The following is a 20,026-nucleotide window of genomic DNA, read 5'->3' as shown; positions in this document are numbered from 1 at the left end:
ATTAATCAATTTGCCTTTTGTATGGTGGCAGAGTATCAAGCATGGCTTTGCCATAACGTTTTGTAACTAAACGTCTATCTAAGATGGTGATACGGCCGGAGTCTGATTCCTTACGCAGCAGTCTACCACAGCTTTGTACTAATTTCTTTGCAGCATCGGGTACCGTGATAGATAAAAATGGATTCCCCCCTTTACTTTGCACGAATTCCGCTTGGGCTTCCTCAATAGGGGACGTTGGCACGGCAAAAGGGATCTTAGTCACCACGAGGTTCTCTAAGTATTTTCCGGGTAAATCTAGTCCCTCGGATAAGCTTTGTGTACCAAATAAGATACTGCCACGACCTAAGTCGATATTTGCTTTATGACGAGTGAGTAGGGCGTCACGGGAAAGCTCACCCTGTACCAAAATATTGAGATTTTTACCTCTTAATTTTTCTACCACATGATTCATTTGCCAATAAGAAGCAAACAGTACAAGGTTAGCCTTACTGGTGTCTAAATAGGTTGGCAGGGCATCCGCTAAATAATCGCTAAAGGCTTTATCCGTTGGATCTGTTTGGGTTTTTGGCAAATGCAATGTCGCTTGATTGGGATAATCAAACGGAGAATCAGCCTTGATATATTTAACACCAGGCTCTTTTGCCAACCCACTTTCGTGGGCGAAATGATCGAATGTGCCCAAAGCACTGAGGGTTGCGGAGCAGAGCACCGCGCCTGCACACTCTCGCCAGAGGTGATCCTTCAAATAATAGCCGACTTCAATCGGACAATCGCAAAGTAAATGGTCGTGATGGTGTTTGTATTCTAAGCGTTTTATCCACCTTGCATGTGGCACGCTGTCGCCTTTTCGAGCATAGCTAAACCAGAGTTTGTTGAGTTGCTCAAGTCGGTTGATATATTGACCGCTTTCAACCAATAATGGGTCGGCTAAAAAAGCTTGTACATCGCCGTCTGAAACATCGCCCGACAGAGCATCATGCATCTTGGTAAGGCAACGCAGTGCATCTTGCGTGGCATCCGCAATATCTTTTGCTTTTACGGTGAGCGCTTCAGGTACTTCGCCATGACTAAAGCGGTAGGTATCGTCATCGTTATAAGTAAAGTCGCTCTGATCGAGTATATCCCTTACCGCTCTAAGGTACTTCGCAGCGTCATTGGCTGCATCATTCAGTTTGAAATTCTGCCCAATGGCTTTTTGCGAAACCACGGTGTTTGCCATCTTTCCGCTAAACTTAAGTAGCTTTTCAAGCCACTCGATAGTGCCTTTAATCGTTGCCGCTGCAGAAGAAAAATCTCTGGTAATATGAGGCAGGTGGTGCGCCTCATCAATTACGTAAAATGTTTCTTCTGGTTCCGGTAATATCGTTCCGCCACCTAGTTCTAAGTCGGCCAGTAACAAAGCGTGATTAATCACCAACACATCCATTTGTGCAATCTTTTGTCGAGCTAAATGAAAAGGGCATAAGTGATGAGATTTTAGTTGCCGTTGGCAGGCGTGTTTATCACAAGCGATAACATTCCAAACTTTATCTGGAATTGTGTCTTCCCAGCTATCTCTATCACCTTGCCAGCGCTTTTCTTGGTAAGCAAGTGCTAACTCTCTTAAACACCTTTGCTCCATTTGAGAAAGCGGACTGCTGGTTGTCGGCATCATCGACATTTGCATCTCATCATCGCTGACGGCGGCCATCAGTTTTTGTACACAGATGTAGCGTTGACGGCCTTTTACGAGGTCAAATTTAAAGTCTATGCCTGAATGTTCTTTTAAAAATGGCAACTCTTTGTTGATCAGCTGTTCTTGTAAAGCGACGGTTGCAGTCGAGATGACGAGTTTCTTTTTACTTGAGAGTGCAACAGGAAGCGCGCCGAGTAGATAGGCTAAAGATTTTCCAGTACCTGTTCCTGCTTCAATCACGCAAATACGTTGAGTGCGGTGATAATCACCAGAGAGTGTTTTTGCGATTTCGGCGACCAGATAATTTTGACTCGGACGAGGACGAAAGCCATCTAAAGCGGAGGCGACATTTTGATGTGCTTGGCGGATGGTTTTTTTTAGTTTGTCTGAGAGCATAATCTATTTAGCCTAGAGTTCTGATATGAAGCAAGCCTACCACTTGAGTCTCGATTTTTAGTTAATCACTGCGTTAATGGATAGGTTTTATTCTGTTTGTGACTTTATGTTCAATAAACAGGTGGATATAATTACAGTGATTCGTCTATTTTAGGGTGGTATTGGAGTTGGCACAAGCGATATATCAGGGCTTTATTTTATCGAGACAGCAGATGCAGGTAAATGGCCAACTGCGCTTGTGTTATTGGCTCAAATCGCAACATCAGTTACTCAAGGTGTGGGTAGAGGATGAGCAGCCACTCTTTTTCATTAAACAAGATAAAAAAACGGAAGTAGAGCTGCTGCTAAGTCGCGCTCAGTTGCAGTTTAGCATCTCGCCAAGTCAACTAAAGCACTTCGATCAAGCTCCTGTTTGTGTTGTGAAATTTCGCACCTTGAATCACTTCTATGAGGCAAAACAGCTACTTGAAAATAAAATCGCGTTATATGAAGAGGATATTCGCCATTCCGACCGCTATTTAATGGAGCGCTTTATTCGCGGAGCTGCTTGGGTCAAAGGTAAAGCCACGCAAAAACCGGGCTATATCGAAATTACTCAGGCGCAATTTAAGGCTTGTGATGATTATAGGCCACACCTTGAAATGCTTTCTATCGATATAGAATGTAACGGCGAGGGGGTCTTATTTTCGGTGGGTTTAGTGACCGATACCAAAAAGCTGGTGATCATGATAGGTGAGGCGCAGCATGCTGCCGTCAATGTCGTTTGGGTTGAAGATGAAATTGCGTTATTAGAAGAGCTGGTCAAGCAAGTGAATCGTTTAGACCCAGATGTGTTAATCGGATGGAATGTGATTGAGTTCGATGCCGCAATACTTGTGGAACGCGCACAGGCTAACGGCGTCGCACTTGCGATAGGGCGAGATGGCGGAGCGATGTCGACCTTCAAAGGTAACTATACCCGGGTGTTTATTCCGGGGAGAGTGATGCTAGATGGCATCGATATGATGAAAAATGCGACCTATCACTTTGAAACATTTAAACTGAGCTTTGTGGCTGAGAAGATTTTGGGTACTACCAAGCTTATCGCACAGGATGACAGGCTTGAGGAAATCATCAGGCAGTTTCATCATGATAAACCGGCGCTCGCAGCGTATAACTTACAAGATTGTCAGTTGGTGCTCGACATTTTTAGTAAACTAAACTTACTTGAATTTGCCCTCGCTCGAACTCAGTTGACGGGTTTGGAACTCGAGAAAATGGGTGGCTCAGTCGCCGCGTTTACCAACTTGTATTTACCGTTACTGCACCGAAGCGGTTACATTGCACCAAATTTATCTGAGCATGGCATTAACTTTGACAGTCCCGGCGGTTATGTCATGGACTCAAAGCCAGGCCTCTACCAAAATATTTTGGTACTCGATTTCAAAAGCCTTTACCCCTCAATTATCCGCACTTTTTGTATTGACCCTATGGGGTTAATAGAAGGATTACAACATCCAGAACATGCCATAGAGGGCTTTAATAAAGGTAAATTTAGCCGCACAGAACATCATTTACCGGGTTTAGTCGCCGCGCTCTCCAGCGCACGTGAACAAGCTAAATTAGACAAAGACATGATGCTCTCACAGGCGATTAAAATCATCATGAATAGCTTGTATGGCGTACTTGGGTCTAAGGGATGTCGCTTTTACGATCCTCGTCTTGCGAGTTCAATAACGATGCGCGGTCATCAAATAATGCAACAAACGCGAACCTGGATTGAACAGCTTGGATATGAAGTGATCTACGGCGATACCGACTCAACTTTCGTCTGTTTACCCGAGTCTTTGCGTAGCGAAGCGTGCCAAGCAATAGGCAAGCAGCTGATGATAGAAATTAACGAGCGCTGGCGCGTTTTACTGACGGAAAGCTTTGGTCTTCACAGTTATTTAGAAATAGAGTTTGAAACACATTATAGCCCATTCTTTATGCCCACCATTCGTGGTCAAGAAGTCGGCTCTAAAAAGCGATATGTTGGGCAGATCACAGATCTTGGCGAGCAAAAGCTGGTTTTTAAAGGAATGGAGACCGTGCGTAGTGATTGGACGGAAATTGCAAAGGAATATCAACAAGCAATTATTCGCGCGCTGTTTGACGGGCTCGACACCGTTGAGATCACTCATCAATACATAAATGAGATTTTCGCTGGAAAAGTAGACGAAAAACTCATTTATAAAAAGAAGCTTGGTAAGTCTGTTGAGTTATATACAAAAAATATCCCTCCTCAGGTAAAAGCGGCGAAACAAGCTATCGAAGATGGATTGTTGCAAACTGCTAAAAAGGGGGCGCAAATACCGTATTATTTAAGTACCGATGGACCCAAGTTCGCGCAGCAAGGCAAGCTCGTAGATATTGATTATTATCAATACATTGAAAAACAAATTCTTCCTATATATCAGATGCTTCCAAATGCATCTAAGCTATCAATTCGTTCCGATGGGCAACAAAGTTTCGATTTGATTTAATAGGGATCGTGCTTTCAAATTGCAGCCACCTTCAAGTCTCAAAATTAATTGATCAGCAAAAACACACTAAAATGAAGTTCCTTTTTTGTTAACTAAAATGGTGTGTTTCACCTTGTTTTCATATTTAGTCCCGTTTTTGTGGATTTTTATTTTTATCAAGCTCACGGTTGTGTGGTTTTGTTATTTTAATTCAATATCTTACGTTGTGGTTTTTTTGTGCCTGCAATTGGTAATTGCAAAAAATGGTATAATTAACCTTGATCATTACTCGGGTGTTTGTTTAATATCTTGCCCCTAATGTTGCCAATTTAGAAATTAACAAGGCGACAAAATAATAATTAATACAAGCTGTTTACAATAAAACAATCCAGGGTGATTCACATGCTAAACAATAAGTTAACTAAGGCGATTCGCTTAGCGATCGCGTTTGGTGGCGCTAGCGCTGCCGTGTTTGCAACCAATGTAGTTGCAGAAGAAGAAGGCGCGAAAAGCGTTGAGCGTATTGAAGTTACAGGTTCTCGCTTAAAGCGCACCGACCTTGAATCTACTGCCCCAATTACTGTTATCGGCGGCGAAGCGCTTGGCGATATGGGTATCAGTAACGTTGGTGAATTTGTTCAATCAAACCCAGTTATGTCTGGATCACCAGCAACAACAACGCGTAACAACGGCGGTAGTGGTGGTGTATTTGTAGAACTACGTGGTTTAGGTTCAGAGCGTACGCTAGTACTTATCAATGGTCGTAAGCCTGTAAGTGCAGACTTCCAGAATATTCCTGCTGCGATGATCGACCGTATCGAAATTCTAAAAGATGGTGCTTCGGTTGCGTATGGCTCGTCAGCAATGGCTGGTGTTGTAAACATCATCACCAAAAAAGAACTTACTGGTGTTGAAGTTAAAGCAACAACGTCTTGGTATGACATGTTTAGTGGTGGTAAAGAGCAAAGCTTCCAACTAGTTGGTGGTAAAGAGTTCGATGCAGGTCATATCACAGTAGGTTTCGATTATACCAAGCAGGATCCAATCTATCAGGGTGATGTGAAAGATGTTAACTTCTTCCAATACCCTTGGCAGGTGCTCTCAGAAGAAGGTGCTAAGAGCTTTTACGAGAACGGTTTAATTCCAGATGGTGACAATGCGAACGTATTCATTTTAGGGTCTGGTTCGACTCCTTGTGGTAATTTCTACGTTGAAGGTAAAGGTAACTTTACCAACGACAAATGCCCAAGTGGTGGTGACGGTAAGCCTTCTCTAAGCGACATGCGTCCATTTGTCGGCGGTGGAGAGGTAAACGATACTTACAATTACAACCCAGTAAACTTAATGCAAACACCTTTTGAAGTCGTTAACTTCTTTGTTGATACTTCATTTGAGTTAAACGATGACCTTGTTGTATATACAGAAACACGCATCAATAAGCGTACCTCAAAACAGGAACTTGCGGCTGTACCTTTCGACACAGCCTATGACCCAGGCTATGTAGTTACACTGTCAAATGGTTCGACGGCTAACGGTGTATCAGCTGATAACTACTATAACCCATTCGGTGAAGATGTTTATCGCTCTCGTCGTCGTATGCTAGAGGGTGGTCGTTACTTTGAACAAGATTATGTTCGTTTCCAACAAGTTGCAGGTCTAAAGGGCGCAATTAACGATAACTGGCAGTTCGATGCTTACTACAACTATGGTGCAAATAGCCTTCAAGATACTGACTTTGGTCAGCTATACGGTCCACACCTAGCAAAAGCTTTAGGCCCATCATTCAAAGATGACGCTGGCAATGTGGTATGTGGTACGCCTGACGCACCTATTTCTGATTGTGTATCGTTAAATGTATTTGGTGGCCCAGGAACTGTGACGCAAGAGATGCTTGACTACATTACTGCTCCACTAGGCGATCACTATAATGATTCATTCCACCAAGTTCGTGTTGACGTGTTTGGTGAGCTATTTGAAGTCCCAGCAGGTTATGTTTCAAGTGCATTTGGCCTTGAGTATTACACCACTGAGTTTGAACAAGTAAATGATTCTGGTAAGTTCTTTGATTCAGTGACTGGTAACACCAGTAAGCCACTAACAGGTCTATCTAAGAACTACACAGCTGCATCGGCAGAGTTCTTGATCCCACTAGTTCGTGATTTAGGTGTTGAATCTGCAGATTTAACGCTAGGTGCACGTTATGACGACTTTAGCACAACTGGTTCAAACTTCTCTTGGATGGCTAAAATTGAGTCAAACATTTTTGATGGCTTAAAGTTCCGTGCAAACTATTCCGAAGTATACCGTGAACCAACGCTAAGCGATTTGTATTCGCCAGAGCTTGATTCATTTGAAAGCGCTTCAGATCCGTGTTCTGCGGCAAACATTGGTGGTTTATCTGCAGCCGGTCAGGCTAAATGTCTTGAAATGGGGGCTCCAGCAGGCGGTCACAACAGTGCTGACGCGCAAGTTCGTACACGTTTAGGTGGCAACACAGGTGTTCAATCTGAAGAAGGCGAAACATTCACTATTGGTTTTGTGTGGGCTCCTGATTTTGTTGAAAACTTAGGTGTCACTATTGATTACTGGGATATCAACATTGAGGGTAAAATTGGTTCTCTAGCAACTGATGATATTCTGCAGGGTTGTTATGCTGGTCTTATCGAAGATATGTGTGCAAAAATCTCACGTGGCTTTGATGGTTCAGTTGACCGTGTAGACAGTCGCACTACAAACTTACAAAGTATGACTGCTCGCGGTATCGACCTTGATGTGAATTATTCATTTGACACAGACTTCGGTGCATTTGTTGCTAGCGTATCATGGACTCACTTCTTAGAGCGTGGAGAAGAAAACTTTGATGGTGAAACAGGTACATTTATCGTTGAAGATCTCGTTGGCAGATTTGAAGATGACACGTCTTACTTTGAAGACAAAATCTTATTCAATCTACGTTATGACCTAGACAACCTACGTGTTGTGTGGGCTGCAAACTATCAGTCTGGTCTTGAGTACGGTGATCTAACTTACATTAAGCGTGATAATTACGATTCACTAGCAGGTTTAGTTGCTAAAGTTGATTCATATGTGTATCACGATTTAACAGCACAATACTCATTTGACACGAACACAACGGTGCAAGCCGGTATTCGTAACCTAACGGACGAGCTACCTCCTTATATTGAAACAGCGTTCAATGCGAACACTGATGAAAGTAACTTCAAGCTATTCGGCCGTCAGTTCTTCTTGGGTGTAACTCAAAAGTTCTAAACAAAGTTTAGCATTTCGACTCAAGTCGGCCTCAAATCGAGGCCGACTTTTTGTCTCAAAAATAAGTCCGAGTCCGATCTCACTAAACACTTTTCCTTAACAACTCCAACAGCGTATTGATTGCTTTTACACAGTGATGCTTACAATGAACAACTGATATATAGCAACACTTGATGGTCTAGTGCGATTTTTGTCCCCATATTGTTGCGCAAAGAAGGAAAGTTTGCGATGAATAACAAAATGGGTAAAAAAAGTGAACTTATTTTTAATTTTATAACTTCATGAGTTATAAGGAGAAATTTGATATTTTATGTTAAAGTAGTGGTGTTTTACGTTTATTTTATGAAATGATTGTTGACCCTATGTTGGTACTAAAAGTAGTATAACCTTCGATACGATAAATCGACCAACTTTGGAAACAGGATTTGATTAATATTAAATTATTGTTTTCATATGGTTTTTGTATATATAAAAATAAAATCAGGGATCAATCATGTTTAATAATAAAGTAAGCAAAGCTGTTCGCTTAGCATTAGCTTTCGGAGCTGCATCAACAGCAGCATTCGCCAGTACAGCTGTTTCAGCTGAAGAACAGCAAGCCGAAGAAGGCGAGAGCGTTGAGCGCATCCAAGTAACTGGTTCGCGTATCAAGCGTTTTTCAGAAGTTGCACCTACTCCAGTTACTTCTATTACAGGTGTTGAGTTAGTAAACGCAGGTATTACTAACGTTGCAGACCTTCTTCAAAAACTTCCAGCTTCAGGTGTTGGTTCATCTCCAACAACTACTACAAACTCTATCTTCGGTGCTGGTATTAATACCACTGACTTACGCCAATTGGGCGAGGGTCGCACACTTGTACTTGTAAATGGTCGTCGTTATGTTGGTGCTTCTGTAGATAACCCTGCTGTAGACTTAAATGGTATCCCAACAGAAATGATCGAACGTATGGATGTTGTACACGGCGGTGCATCAGCAGTATACGGTTCTGATGCGGTTGCAGGTGTTGTAAACATTATTTTGAAGAAGTCTCAAGATACAATCGATTTTAACTATAAAAAATCTACTCCAGAACAAAGTGGCGGTGGTTCAGAATTCTTCTCATTCACTTTTGGTGATGAGGGTGAGAAAACAAGCTTTATTACAAGTTTGTCATACTCAGAAACAGAGCAATTGTCAGCAGAACAGCGTGACTTTTTACGTAACCCAGTAACGACTTTACGTAACCCAGACAACACAAGTGACAAAGATGGCTTGCCAGAGCGTGTACTTGCCGATGGTAAATGGGCGCAATACGGTGGACTTCAAACTTTAGGTATTTATGACCGTGCTGGTGATGCTTTTCTACCTGATGGTCACTTTGTATTTGGTGACAACGGGGAGCTAACTCCATTTGCGACAGGTGGAGGTCCACAGCCAGCTCCTAACGATCAACACCGTTATTTCGGTGATGAATTTGCTAATGGTTATAAATTTATTGAACACCAATATTTGGCAACGCCACTGAGACGTTTCAACGTATTTTCAAATGTTGTAAATAACTACCATGAAGACCACTCAATGAACTTTGAGATCTCATTCTCTAAGGCGAGTGCGTATTCTGAAAGTAGCCCAATTTTCTTATATAGTACCCTACGTGCGGATAACGCATTTTGGCACCCAGATGCAAAAGCACAGTTTGCAGAGGCAGGCTACGAAGATGACGACACAATCGGAGTCTATAAACTAGCTCAGGGCTTTGGTAACCGTACTTATGAAGATGATCGTACTTCATTAAACACGACGCTTTCTTTCCAAGGTGTTTTGCTAGATGACTATGATTATGAAGTCTATTTCAGCTATGGTCGTAATAAAAACGACACAGTTTGGAATGGTGAATTCCTAGAAGAAAATTACAATAACGCGATCGATGCTGTGTTGATTGATGGTGTTGTTCGTTGTGCTAACCGTAATGAAGAAGGTGAACTTTTAGGTGCGTTGGATGGTTGTCAACCGCTTAGTCTGTTTGGCTTAAACGGTGCTTCTCAAGAAGCGATGGATTATGTGACTACATCGGCTTCAATCTCGAAAGTGAAACAACAGCAAATTATCGGTGGTGTACTATCTGGCTATGCGTTCGAAATGCCAGCCGGTGGCGTATCGTTTGCACTTAGTGCAGAGCACAGGAAAGAAACTGGTTCTAACAAACCAGGAGCAGCGATGCAAAATAACCTAGTATTTGGTAACTTTGTATATGGCTGGGAAGGATCTTTCACGGTTGATGAGATTGGTCTAGAGACTTCAATCCCTCTACTAGCAGACGCGCCATTTGTTGAGTCGTTGAGCCTAGAGCTTGCAGCTCGTTACATGGACTACTCGTCTGTAGGTGATAATGTTGCTTGGAAGGTTGGTTTTAACTATGCGGTAAATGACCAGTTACGTTTCCGTGCGACTAAATCGCAGTCAGTTCGTGCTCCTTCATTATCACAAATTCATGCAGCAGGTACTCAGTCATTTAGGTCGTATAGAGATCCATGTGACCAAGTTGAAATTGCAACCGCTGATGCTGAAAAGAAATCGAATATTATCGCAAACTGTAAAGCCGCGGGTATCCCTAACCCAGGTCCTTTAGAGTCAAATTGGAGACCATCTGTTGATTGGCGTGGTGTTACACCTCCAAGTGTGAATTCTGGTAATCCAAATCTAAAAGAAGAGACTTCTGACGATACATTGTTTGGTTTTATCTATACACCGACAGAAGACTTAACGTTAATTGTTGATTACTGGAGCTTCGATGTAGAAGACGCTATTGCATCTCTAGGTCCGCAGCGTGTGGTAGACGATTGTTACGAGGCATCGAGCCTTGATAACACATCTTGCGAGTTAGTAGACCGTGACCCAGCGACCAAAGAGATCTCAATTGTACGTAATGCACCATATAACTTAGCGTCTTATGCACTTAAAGGTGTTGATATCGAGTCAACATATAAGTATGAAACTGAGTTTGGTTCATTTGATTTCCGTCTACTTGCTACATACTTAGAGCACCGTGAGTTTAATACTGACGTTGCGAACGAAGAGTATGAATTTAACCCAACAGTTGGCGAAATTAGATACCCTCGCTGGCAAGGTAACTTGACGATTGGCTACACATACGATGATTTGTATGTTGGTCTAATTGGTAAGTATCGTCATTCGACAGTAAACGATAGAAAGTGGACTGCTGAAGTCAATAACTACAATGACGTTCCTTCATATACTGAGTGGACATTGAATGCTCGCTATACAGTTAATGAAATGATTGAGGTCCGTGCTGGTGTAGCTAACCTATTTGATATTACACCACCGAGAAATCCAGGAACATATGATGAAGGTGAGTTCTTTGATGTTTACGGCCGTCGTCTAAACGTTGGTCTTAATATCCGATTCTAAAAATGAATTAACATACAAAAAGGGCTAACTTCGGTTAGCCCTTTTTTATTTCAGTATCCCAACCATAATATTGTGGAGGTTGGACAAAAATACGTTAACCTGAACTTGGGATAAGAAGTTAGTTATTAAACTAAAATACCTAAGCTCAAAAGCGTAATATCACTCTAGCCAGAAGCTATTTCTTAATACAAGGCAAATTTGTGCGTCAATAGCTGGCCTATTGCAAGCAAATTTAACGCAGTAGTAAGAGATAACAGCTGCTAAAGAACAAGTTACTATCCCGAGTTCAGGTTAAGTTAAGTCACATCGACTACTTTACTCGCTTTACGATAGCGTATTTTAAAACCACTCCAGGCTGGCAATTCCCACCTCTTTGGTGCGCCTTTCCTTGTACCGTTGATATGAGTAAGCTCGATTCTTTTTCCTTTAAAGTTATAGCTTACCGCCATAGTCAGCTCTGGAATTGACCAGGTTAGCGGAAACTTTTCAATAAACGGTGTTAATTCCCACGCTTCAATTTCTTTGAATAACAAGTCTTGTTCGCTGATTAGTTCTATATCGTCATAGCTTTCTATACCAAGGGCCGTTAGTTTGTCACTTAAAAAGGAGTTGAGTGTGGGCACAAGTTCATCGCGCTCATGAAATTGGTAGAACAATGCAGTTTGCTCAATACTGGCTTCTATTTGCTTGGCCAAACCTGAAAAGAGCGTATTATTATGGATAAGAAATACTAAGGCATAAACAACATCCTTAGGCTTTTCAAGGCGCTTAGTTTGTTGGCCTAAAACCTCGTCACTGTAATGTGTAATAAACTCACCCCAAAGCTCACCATTATCAATATGGGCAGAGTGCAATGTTTGGTTGCCGAGGCCCATTTCAAGTAATTGCTTTTTCGTTAGTAGCGCATTACACATCGCGAGCGTCTTGGCTTGTTTGGTACCTTTACCTGCGAGAGAAAAAGTATCTAATACCAGTAATGCTTCAGCCTGTCCCGAGACGCGAGTATGGTTTGAAGGCATGACTTCAGCTAGGCCATTGTTAAAGCCGTTGCGACGGTTTTGCTTATTAATATAAACCCAGTGTGGCATTAGCTTAGCTAACTCAATGACCAGTTTGTCATGGTCAAAACTGGCTGCCTTATCTAAAGGTGGTAGTGCAAATGCTTCACGCAATTGCGTGCTAAATTGCTGTGCTTCTGTGAGCGCCTCAGGCGTAATATCAATTAATTCTTCAGTTTGTCCTCTCACCACCGCGATAGCGATTTCTATATCTGAGCCTCGAGTAAATCGGCTATTTAATCTTGTTAAACGCTCTACATCATTAGGTAGCTGGTAGACTCGGGCTGGCACAGACAGTAGCGAAATAAGGTCAATAGCCGCTTGGCGTAGCGTGTTTGAAGCCAATTTATGGATCACATAACCAAACTCAAAATCGACTGGTAGCGGGTACAGCAGCTTGCCAAGCGGAGTTGCTATATTTTGTTCATCAATGGCTTCTAATGTAATTAGCTGTTGTGTAGCTTTATTTAGTGAGCTTTCAGGAAGTGGGTCAATAAAATCAATAGACGAGACGCCTGTTGTTGCGCAGCCCGCCGCAAGTACAAGCTCTGTCAATGATTCTCTTTGGATTTCAGGCGGGGGGCTGTCTATCAATGGCGCGTATTGGCCATATAACCGGATACATAGTCCCGGTTGCGTGCGTCCTGCGCGTCCTAGACGTTGCTTTGCCGAATCTCTTGCAATCGCATCTAAGCCTAATACGGTTTTTCCAAGGCGCAAATGAGTACGACGCTCAAGCCCTGAGTCAATCACGCAAGTGACATTGGGAATAGTGAGCGAGGTTTCGGCAACATTGGTTGCGAGAATAATTCGACGTGTACTTTGTGCGGTTAATGCAATGCGCTGAGCTTCTGGGCTGCAGCCACTATATAAACCAACGATAGTCGCTGGCAGCGCTTTTACTTTAGCTAAGCTTGCTTGGATCTCGGCCTTGCCAGGTAAAAAGACCAAAATATCGCCCTGGCAATATTCCAATGCGTATTGGCAAGCTGCAAAAACTCGAGTATCGAGTTGCTCTTTTTGGGGCATAGTTCTTGGATCGGGCGCGTGAAAACACTCTTCAACGGGGTAAATGAATCCTTCTGACTCGAAGATAGGGGCGCCTAAATAAGAGGCTAATTTTTGGCTGTTTAACGTCGCCGAGGTAACAATTAGTTTGTGTGATTGAGCCTGCTTTAAGAGCGCTAATAATAAGTCCATGTCCCAGCGTCTTTCATGAAACTCATCCAACATAACGACGCTGAATTCTGCAAGTTTGCTCTCAAAAAACCACCTTAATGCCACACCAGGCGTTGCATAAACTACCTGAGTGTCTGGTGAAAACTTCCCCTCAAACCGAATAGCAAAGCCCACCTTTTCACCAAGCGGTGAGCCACTTTGAGCCGCGACATATTCAGCTAAAGAGGTACAAGCAATACGTCGAGGTTCTATGACTAATACTCTGCCATGTTGTGAGGCCCAGAGCGGAAGTTGGGTTGATTTGCCAGAACCTGTTGTGGCACATACAACAATCGCATTTTGTTCGCTTAGTGTTTGAGTAAACTGAGGCTGTAAAGATTCAATGGGTAAAGACATAGCAGTTCATTTGCATTTTTTCGCCATAGTAACAAAGTTTGCTTGAAAAAGTCGGAGTCAGTACCAATTAATATTTGACGGATTATTCAACCTGAACTCGGAATAAGAAGTTAGGGAACTGATATAAAATACGCCTTCTAACATTATTCAACTCTAGCCAGATGTTCTTTCTTAATACAAGGCAAATTTGTGCGTCAATAGCTAGCCTATTGCAAACAAATTTAACGCAGTAGTAAGGGATAACAACTGCTAGAGAACAAGTTATTATTCCTAGTTCAGGTTATTTTATAAAGGCCAACAGTCATGATAGAAATAGTGCTTATTATCGGCCTTATTCTATTTGTTTCTCTGTATTGGAACTGGGAAAAAATTCAAAGACTGCAGTGGCAAAGGAAATACCAAGACCAAACGCTGAGCGCCTCAGATAAGCAAGTATTGCTAAAATACATGCCTATCTATCGTAAGATGACAGATGCTGACCGCGCACAGCTGGAAAAACATATTGTCTGGTTTCTTGGCGAGAAACGGGTGTTGGGTAGAGATGGATTAACGGTGTCACGCTCGATGACTTTAATTATTGCCGCAGATGCCTGTTTACTGGTTCTTAAGCAAGCTTGGCCGTTATATCCCAACGTCAAAGAAATATTACTCTATCCCAGTAGCTATTACGCGCCACAAACTTCTAGAGATGGTGCAGGTTTGGTTAGTTTTCACCAAACAGTTCGTCAAGGAGAGTCTTGGCCTGGAGGTACTTTAGTGCTGAGTTGGCACGATGTACTTGAGGGAAATCGATTGCCTGAGGATGGCCACAACTTGGTGTTTCATGAGTTTGCCCATCAACTTGACCAACAAACTGGTGCGACGAATGGAACGCCTGCGTTACCTGTAGGAATGAGTTACCAAGACTGGGGGAGGGTGCTATCAAAGGCTTACCAGCACTTAAAAATGCAGCTGTCTTACAATATGCCCCATGCTATTCATTCATACGGCGCAACAAACGAAGCGGAGTTTTTCGCCGTGGTAACAGAAACCTTTATTGAAAAGCCCCATGAACTCAAACAGGAAAACCCAGAACTATATAATTTGTTAAAAGACTACTATCAGTTTGAACCAAGAGATTGGCAACAACATTAAAGCATAACTGACGCTAGCTAAAATAAAAAAACCGCTCGGTTGAGCGGCTTTTTCTTAAGAGCTTCGATTAAGAAAAGCTAATTTCTTTTCTTTCGCGTTTTTCTCTTCTTTGACCTTCAGGACGGCGTTTATCACCACCGCCACTACGTGGGTCTTTAAAGCTACGCTTACGGTCTCTTTGCTCTTCGCCTCTGCCTTGACCTTGGTCGGCAGGGTGAGTGCTCTTAGTCATGTTCATAGGGCGTTGACAGATGTGGACGCTCTTGAAGTGGCTAAGTACATCACTTGGCATATTTTGCGGCAATTGAACCGTGCTGTGTTCATTGAACAGACGGATCTCACCGATGAACTTGCTTGAGATATCCGCTTCGTTTGCGATAGCACCAACGATGTTCTTAACCTGAACACCATGATCACGACCTACTTCGATACGGTAAGTATCCATTGGACCTGATGCACGGTCACGACTACGAGATTTGCGTTCACCACGCTCGCCACGGCTACCATCTCTGTCGCGACGCTCGCCACGACGGTCGTCACGTTCTCTACGCTCACGCTGTTGAATTTGAATATCTTCAACTTTCAGCGGCGTTTGCTGCTGTGCAAGACACAATAGCGCTGCTGCTAAGTCTTCTTGGCTCAGCTCTAGCTTTTGTGCAAGGCCTGATGCGACTTTTGAGAAGAACTCAATGTCTTTGTGCTCAAGCGCTGTAGAGATCTTAGTCTCTAATGCACCAATACGCTTTTCTTCAACGACTTTCGCACTTGGTAATTCAACCTGTGCAATATCAGAGCGCGTATGGCGCATGATGTTCTTAAGTAAATAACGCTCGTTGTTCTTAACGAACAAGATTGCTTTACCTTGACGACCAGCACGGCCGGTACGACCGATACGGTGAACATAAGCTTCACAGTCTTGTGGGATATCGTAGTTAACAACAAGGCTTAGACGTTCTACGTCAAGACCTCGTGCTGCAACGTCGGTTGCGATAACGATATCTAGCAAGCCGTTCTTAAGACGGTCTACTGTGCGCTCACGCGCCTGTTGGTTCATGTCGCCGTTGAGCGGTGCAGCTGAGAAGCCTTCACGCTCTAGTAGCTCTGCAAGCTGAACAGTATCATTACGTGTACGTACGAACACGATAGCACCGTCGTAATCTTCCGCTTCTAAGAAACGTACGATAGCTTTGTTTTTGTGTGCAGTTGCACGCCAGTAAACTTGCTCGATCGTAGATACTGTAGAGTTACGCGGAGTGATCTTAACTTGTTCAGCATTGTCTAAATATTTATTACAGATTGATTGGATCTGCTTAGGCATAGTCGCAGAGAACAAACAAGTTTGCTTCTCTTCCGGTGTTTTCTCCATGATGCTTTCAACATCATCGATAAAGCCCATGCGTAGCATTTCATCAGCTTCATCAAGTACAAGTGCGTTTAGACCAGAAAGGTCAATCGTCTTGCGGTTGATGTGATCAATCAAACGACCTGGTGTCGCCACAATAATTTGGGCACCACGGCGTAGAGCACTTAGCTGAATGCCATAGCTTTGACCACCATAAAGCGCTAGTACTTCAACGCCTTTAGTATATTTAGCATATTGCTGAAATGCTTCAGCAACTTGAATAGCCAGCTCACGCGTTGGCGTAAGCACAAGAATTTGTGGTTGTTTAACGGATGCGTCTACTTGGTTTAACAATGGCAGTGCAAATGCTGCCGTTTTACCTGTACCCGTCTGCGCTAGTCCCAGTACGTCTTTTCTTTCTAGCAATAACGGTATACATTGAGCTTGGATCTCAGAAGGTGTTTTATATCCTTGCTCTTCGACTGCTTTTAAGATTGCAGGTGAAAGGTCTAAAGATTCAAACGTAACTGGTTCTGACATTAATGCGCCTCAACTATTTTAAAGAGGCGCGAATTGTACAGGAAAGATAAAACAAAAGCTTGCATAAATTCACACTATTTTATATGTGCCTGATATTGGTTAAAATTTAATCTGCAAGGTTTTGCTAATTTACTGGTAAAGGCCTAAATTTGCTTTTGCATAGGCTTCAAATTCAGTAAAGCCACCAATGTGATCTTGGTCGATAAAAATCTGTGGTACGGTAGGGCAAGGTTTGCCAGCTGACTTTTCGAGGTCGGCTTTGCTTACGCCTTCCTTGATAATGTCAACATAGCGAAAATTGAAGTCATCGCGCTCTTGGGTTAAACGCTCTGCCACTTCTTTTGCACGAACACAAAACGGGCAACCTTCACGACCAAAAATAACAGTAAACATATTCTTTCTCCTAAATGAACCTGAACTTCGGATAATTAATGCCTTTCTAGCAGCCAGTTTTAGCGCTAACTGCGTTGAATTCACTTCCAATAGCCAGCTATTGGAAGTGAATTCGCCTGATTATCTCCAAAACTCTCTGGCTAGATAAGGAAATAATTTAATGTGAGCTTAAAAACAATGAGTTGGCTCATTCCTTATCCAAACCTCAGGTTAAATGATTAACTTTAGTATAGAGGATTAATCATGAAGGTAAATTGAATTAAAATGATGAGATTAATCAAAAAAAGCGATTAACTCCGATAGACGGTTTTGATCAAGTGGAAGCCGAACTTGGTTTTTACTGGGCCGTGCACTTCAAATAACGGCTTTTTGAATACCACATCGTCAAAGGCCTTCACCATATCCCCTTTATTGAACTCACCAAGGTCGCCACCGCGCTTTTTTGAAGGACAAAGGGAATGTTGTTTAGCCAATTTGCCAAAGTCAGCACCTTTGGCTAGTTTGGCTTTGATGTCTAAACACTCTTTTTCGGTTTTTACTAAAATATGATAGGCGCACGCTTTAGGCATGAAGGGACTCTCATTATAAAAATAAATGCGATCATGCAGAGCTTGCGCGCCTATGGCAAGTTAAAATGTTACGCTGAAGCCAATAGAAGGACGCATTTCAAAGTCATCGCTTTCCTCTTCTATATATAAATCATTGATTGATTTGACCCTATCATAGTCAAGGTCAACATAGGCTGTATTGTCTTGGCCATATGCATTCATTAGCTCCAAAATTAGCTTGCCATTGAGACCAAATAATTCTGTTTTGCGTTCAAAGCGAATATCTAGGCGATGATAAGTATCAAAGCGCTCTGAGAATGGGTCGCCATACACAGGCAAGTAGCGGTTTGCAAATTCAGGGTTCTCTTTTACACCCACAATTGGGGTATAGGCTTGACCGCTGCGAGCGGTAAAGTTAAAGCCTCCAGACCACTTTTCACCAAAGTCATAGTGAAACACGGCATTCAGAATAAAAGGGGTATCGGCATAATAGTCACGCTTAATGCCGGTTAGCTCATCCTCACGTTCACTTTTTGCAAGGCTTATCGCAATCCAACCATACCAGTCATCGGTTTTGTTTTTGTTAACAATAAAATCAACACCGTAGGCTGTACCGGAAGTCCCATTGATGTAGTTTACTTGAGATAAGGGGGCGCTTTTTGGCAGGTCATCCATGGTTTTATAATAGGTCTCGACGGAATATGACCACTCATTTTCTAACTCCTGTTTAAAACCTAAGGTATAGTGAGTTGAACGCTGTGCTTCAAGTTCCGGGTTACCAACAACAGGTAAAATGTATTCAAGGTCTTGAATGCGGCTGTAAGTGCCAGCCTTGGCTGAGATCACTGTGTCATCGTTATAGAAGTAATTGAGCGCAAGGCGTGGATGGACAATCGTCTCGTCACTGTAGTCATAATATTCGCCTACTATTCCTAATTCACTTTGCCAGTTTGGTGAAAATTGCCAAACGTGATTAACCCCAATAAAGGCAGAATCTGTTCCAGCACTCGATGTGCCCTTAATCCTTTCACCTTTATTTAGATCACAGTCGGGGTCAAACTCAGTGCAAACATAATTAAAAGCGTCGTAGCGGTAGGTGGATTTTTTGTCGTAGTAGCCGGCATCTGCAATGACACGTTGCTCTTTATTTAGCTTATAACTGGCTCGTACTTTATAACTGAGTTGTTCTTCTTCAAAATTCTCAAAGTAGCCATCAGATAAAGTCGCGCGTTGACCGTAGCGCATGGTGGCTTGGTGATTGAGATAACCGACGCCTGCGCGAATATGTAAGTCTTTGGCGTAGTGGTCCCACAAAATGTTCTGACTATTAAATTTACGAATATAGCGAGCATCGCCCTGATATTCTGGGGTTTTAAGGGCAAGATCTGACGCGCCTGAAAACCCAGCCGCAACCGAATCTTCCGCGCCATTGATATTTACCGTTAAGGTATTATTTGCATTGATATCCCACAGCCACTTGGCTTGATAGTCGTGATCATCCGGTGGATCGTTAATGGTGATCCCTGTTGGCTTGCCATCATCATCCTCAAGCTCCTCGCCATCACTGAAAAACAGCGGTAAGGTACTTTTTCTTGCTGACACATAGAATGCAGAATTTTCAGTTGCTTTACCTTCAACAAAAATACCTGCGTTAAACATGGTTAAATCAAGTGTGGTGGCAATATCTTGGTATTTTGGATTACGCAGCGTGACGTCAAACACGGCACCAGTGGCATTGCTGTAACTGGTACCAAATCCAGCAGAATTTAGCTGAAAATCTTGAATTGTATTGCGGTTGAAAATAGAGCTGCCGAAATCGTGAAAGATATATCCTGCGGGCATAAAGTCCACTTCAAAGATATTGTCGTCAGGAGAAGAGCCTCGCACGGCAGGTGCGCCCATAGATCCACCCGCAGCAACAACGCCAGGTAGAGCAAAAGCAGCCCTGAGCGGGTCGCCCATGGCTCCTGGCATGTCTACGAGTTTTTGCGCATCTTCGGTAATTTCTGAAATAACTGAGCTGCGTTTATAGATAACTTCGATGTGTTCAATTTTCTTCTCATCGGCTAATGCATGATTAGTAAGGGTAGTGCAGAGCACGAGGAGTGAAATTTTGCTGAGCGTAAAGTGTGGGGCGTGGCGCATGGTCGGCTTCCTATTCATCCTTTATTAAGATGTGCGTCAGCCTAAACGAAATAATTGT

Annotated in this window: 10 protein-coding genes; 4 read left to right on the top strand and 6 right to left on the bottom strand. The window is 42.8% G+C overall.

Annotation, left to right across the window (positions count from 1 at the left end):
- Position 1: 1 nt before the first annotated feature.
- Complete coding sequence (dinG, locus tag PNC201_RS12580) at positions 2–2,071, bottom strand: ATP-dependent DNA helicase DinG (RefSeq protein WP_102057249.1); 2,070 nt, start codon at positions 2,069–2,071, stop codon at positions 2–4.
- A 167-nt stretch (positions 2,072–2,238) separates the two neighbouring features.
- On the opposite strand from dinG, the gene PNC201_RS12575 reads away from it, so the two are divergent.
- The 3 genes from PNC201_RS12575 (at position 2,239) to PNC201_RS12565 (ending at position 11,233) form a co-directional block, all read left to right on the top strand.
- Complete coding sequence (locus PNC201_RS12575; RefSeq protein WP_102057878.1) at positions 2,239–4,575, top strand: DNA polymerase II; 2,337 nt, start codon at positions 2,239–2,241, stop codon at positions 4,573–4,575.
- A 381-nt stretch (positions 4,576–4,956) separates the two neighbouring features.
- Complete coding sequence (locus tag PNC201_RS12570) at positions 4,957–7,824, top strand: TonB-dependent receptor domain-containing protein (RefSeq protein WP_010606579.1); 2,868 nt, start codon at positions 4,957–4,959, stop codon at positions 7,822–7,824.
- Positions 7,825–8,317: 493 nt separating this feature from the next.
- Complete coding sequence (locus tag PNC201_RS12565) at positions 8,318–11,233, top strand: TonB-dependent receptor plug domain-containing protein (protein WP_102057248.1); 2,916 nt, start codon at positions 8,318–8,320, stop codon at positions 11,231–11,233.
- 296 nt (positions 11,234–11,529) lie between these two features.
- On the opposite strand, the gene PNC201_RS12560 is transcribed toward PNC201_RS12565, so the two are convergent.
- Positions 11,530–13,866, bottom strand: a complete 2,337-nt coding sequence (locus tag PNC201_RS12560; protein ID WP_102057247.1) for a helicase-related protein — start codon at positions 13,864–13,866, stop codon at positions 11,530–11,532.
- 303 nt (positions 13,867–14,169) lie between these two features.
- Here PNC201_RS12560 and PNC201_RS12555 point away from each other — a divergent pair, with 303 nt between their 5' ends.
- On the top strand, positions 14,170–15,000 hold the full coding sequence (locus tag PNC201_RS12555) for a M90 family metallopeptidase (RefSeq protein ID WP_102057246.1): 831 nt from the start codon (positions 14,170–14,172) through the stop codon (positions 14,998–15,000).
- 67 nt (positions 15,001–15,067) lie between these two features.
- On the opposite strand, the gene PNC201_RS12550 is transcribed toward PNC201_RS12555, so the two are convergent.
- The 4 genes from PNC201_RS12550 to PNC201_RS12530 form a co-directional block, all read right to left on the bottom strand.
- The gene (locus tag PNC201_RS12550; protein ID WP_102057245.1) at positions 15,068–16,882 is read right to left on the bottom strand and encodes a DEAD/DEAH box helicase; all 1,815 of its coding nucleotides are present in this window, start codon (positions 16,880–16,882) and stop codon (positions 15,068–15,070) included.
- A gap of 129 nt (positions 16,883–17,011) precedes the next feature.
- Complete coding sequence (locus PNC201_RS12545; protein WP_010378880.1) at positions 17,012–17,275, bottom strand: GrxA family glutaredoxin; 264 nt, start codon at positions 17,273–17,275, stop codon at positions 17,012–17,014.
- Positions 17,276–17,565: 290 nt separating this feature from the next.
- Positions 17,566–17,844 carry a peptidylprolyl isomerase gene (locus PNC201_RS12535; RefSeq protein WP_010378882.1) on the bottom strand — a complete coding sequence of 93 codons (279 nt, stop codon included), beginning with the start codon at positions 17,842–17,844 and terminating at the stop codon, positions 17,566–17,568.
- Positions 17,845–17,904: 60 nt separating this feature from the next.
- On the bottom strand, positions 17,905–19,968 hold the full coding sequence (locus tag PNC201_RS12530; protein ID WP_102057244.1) for a TonB-dependent receptor plug domain-containing protein: 2,064 nt from the start codon (positions 19,966–19,968) through the stop codon (positions 17,905–17,907).
- Between the last annotated feature and the right edge of the window lie 58 nt (positions 19,969–20,026).

Source organism: Pseudoalteromonas sp. NC201 (assembly GCF_002850255.1).
Lineage (GTDB): Bacteria > Pseudomonadota > Gammaproteobacteria > Enterobacterales > Alteromonadaceae > Pseudoalteromonas.
The sequence above is the reverse complement of the archived record's forward strand: the minus strand, read 5'-3'. Positions and strand labels throughout refer to the sequence as shown.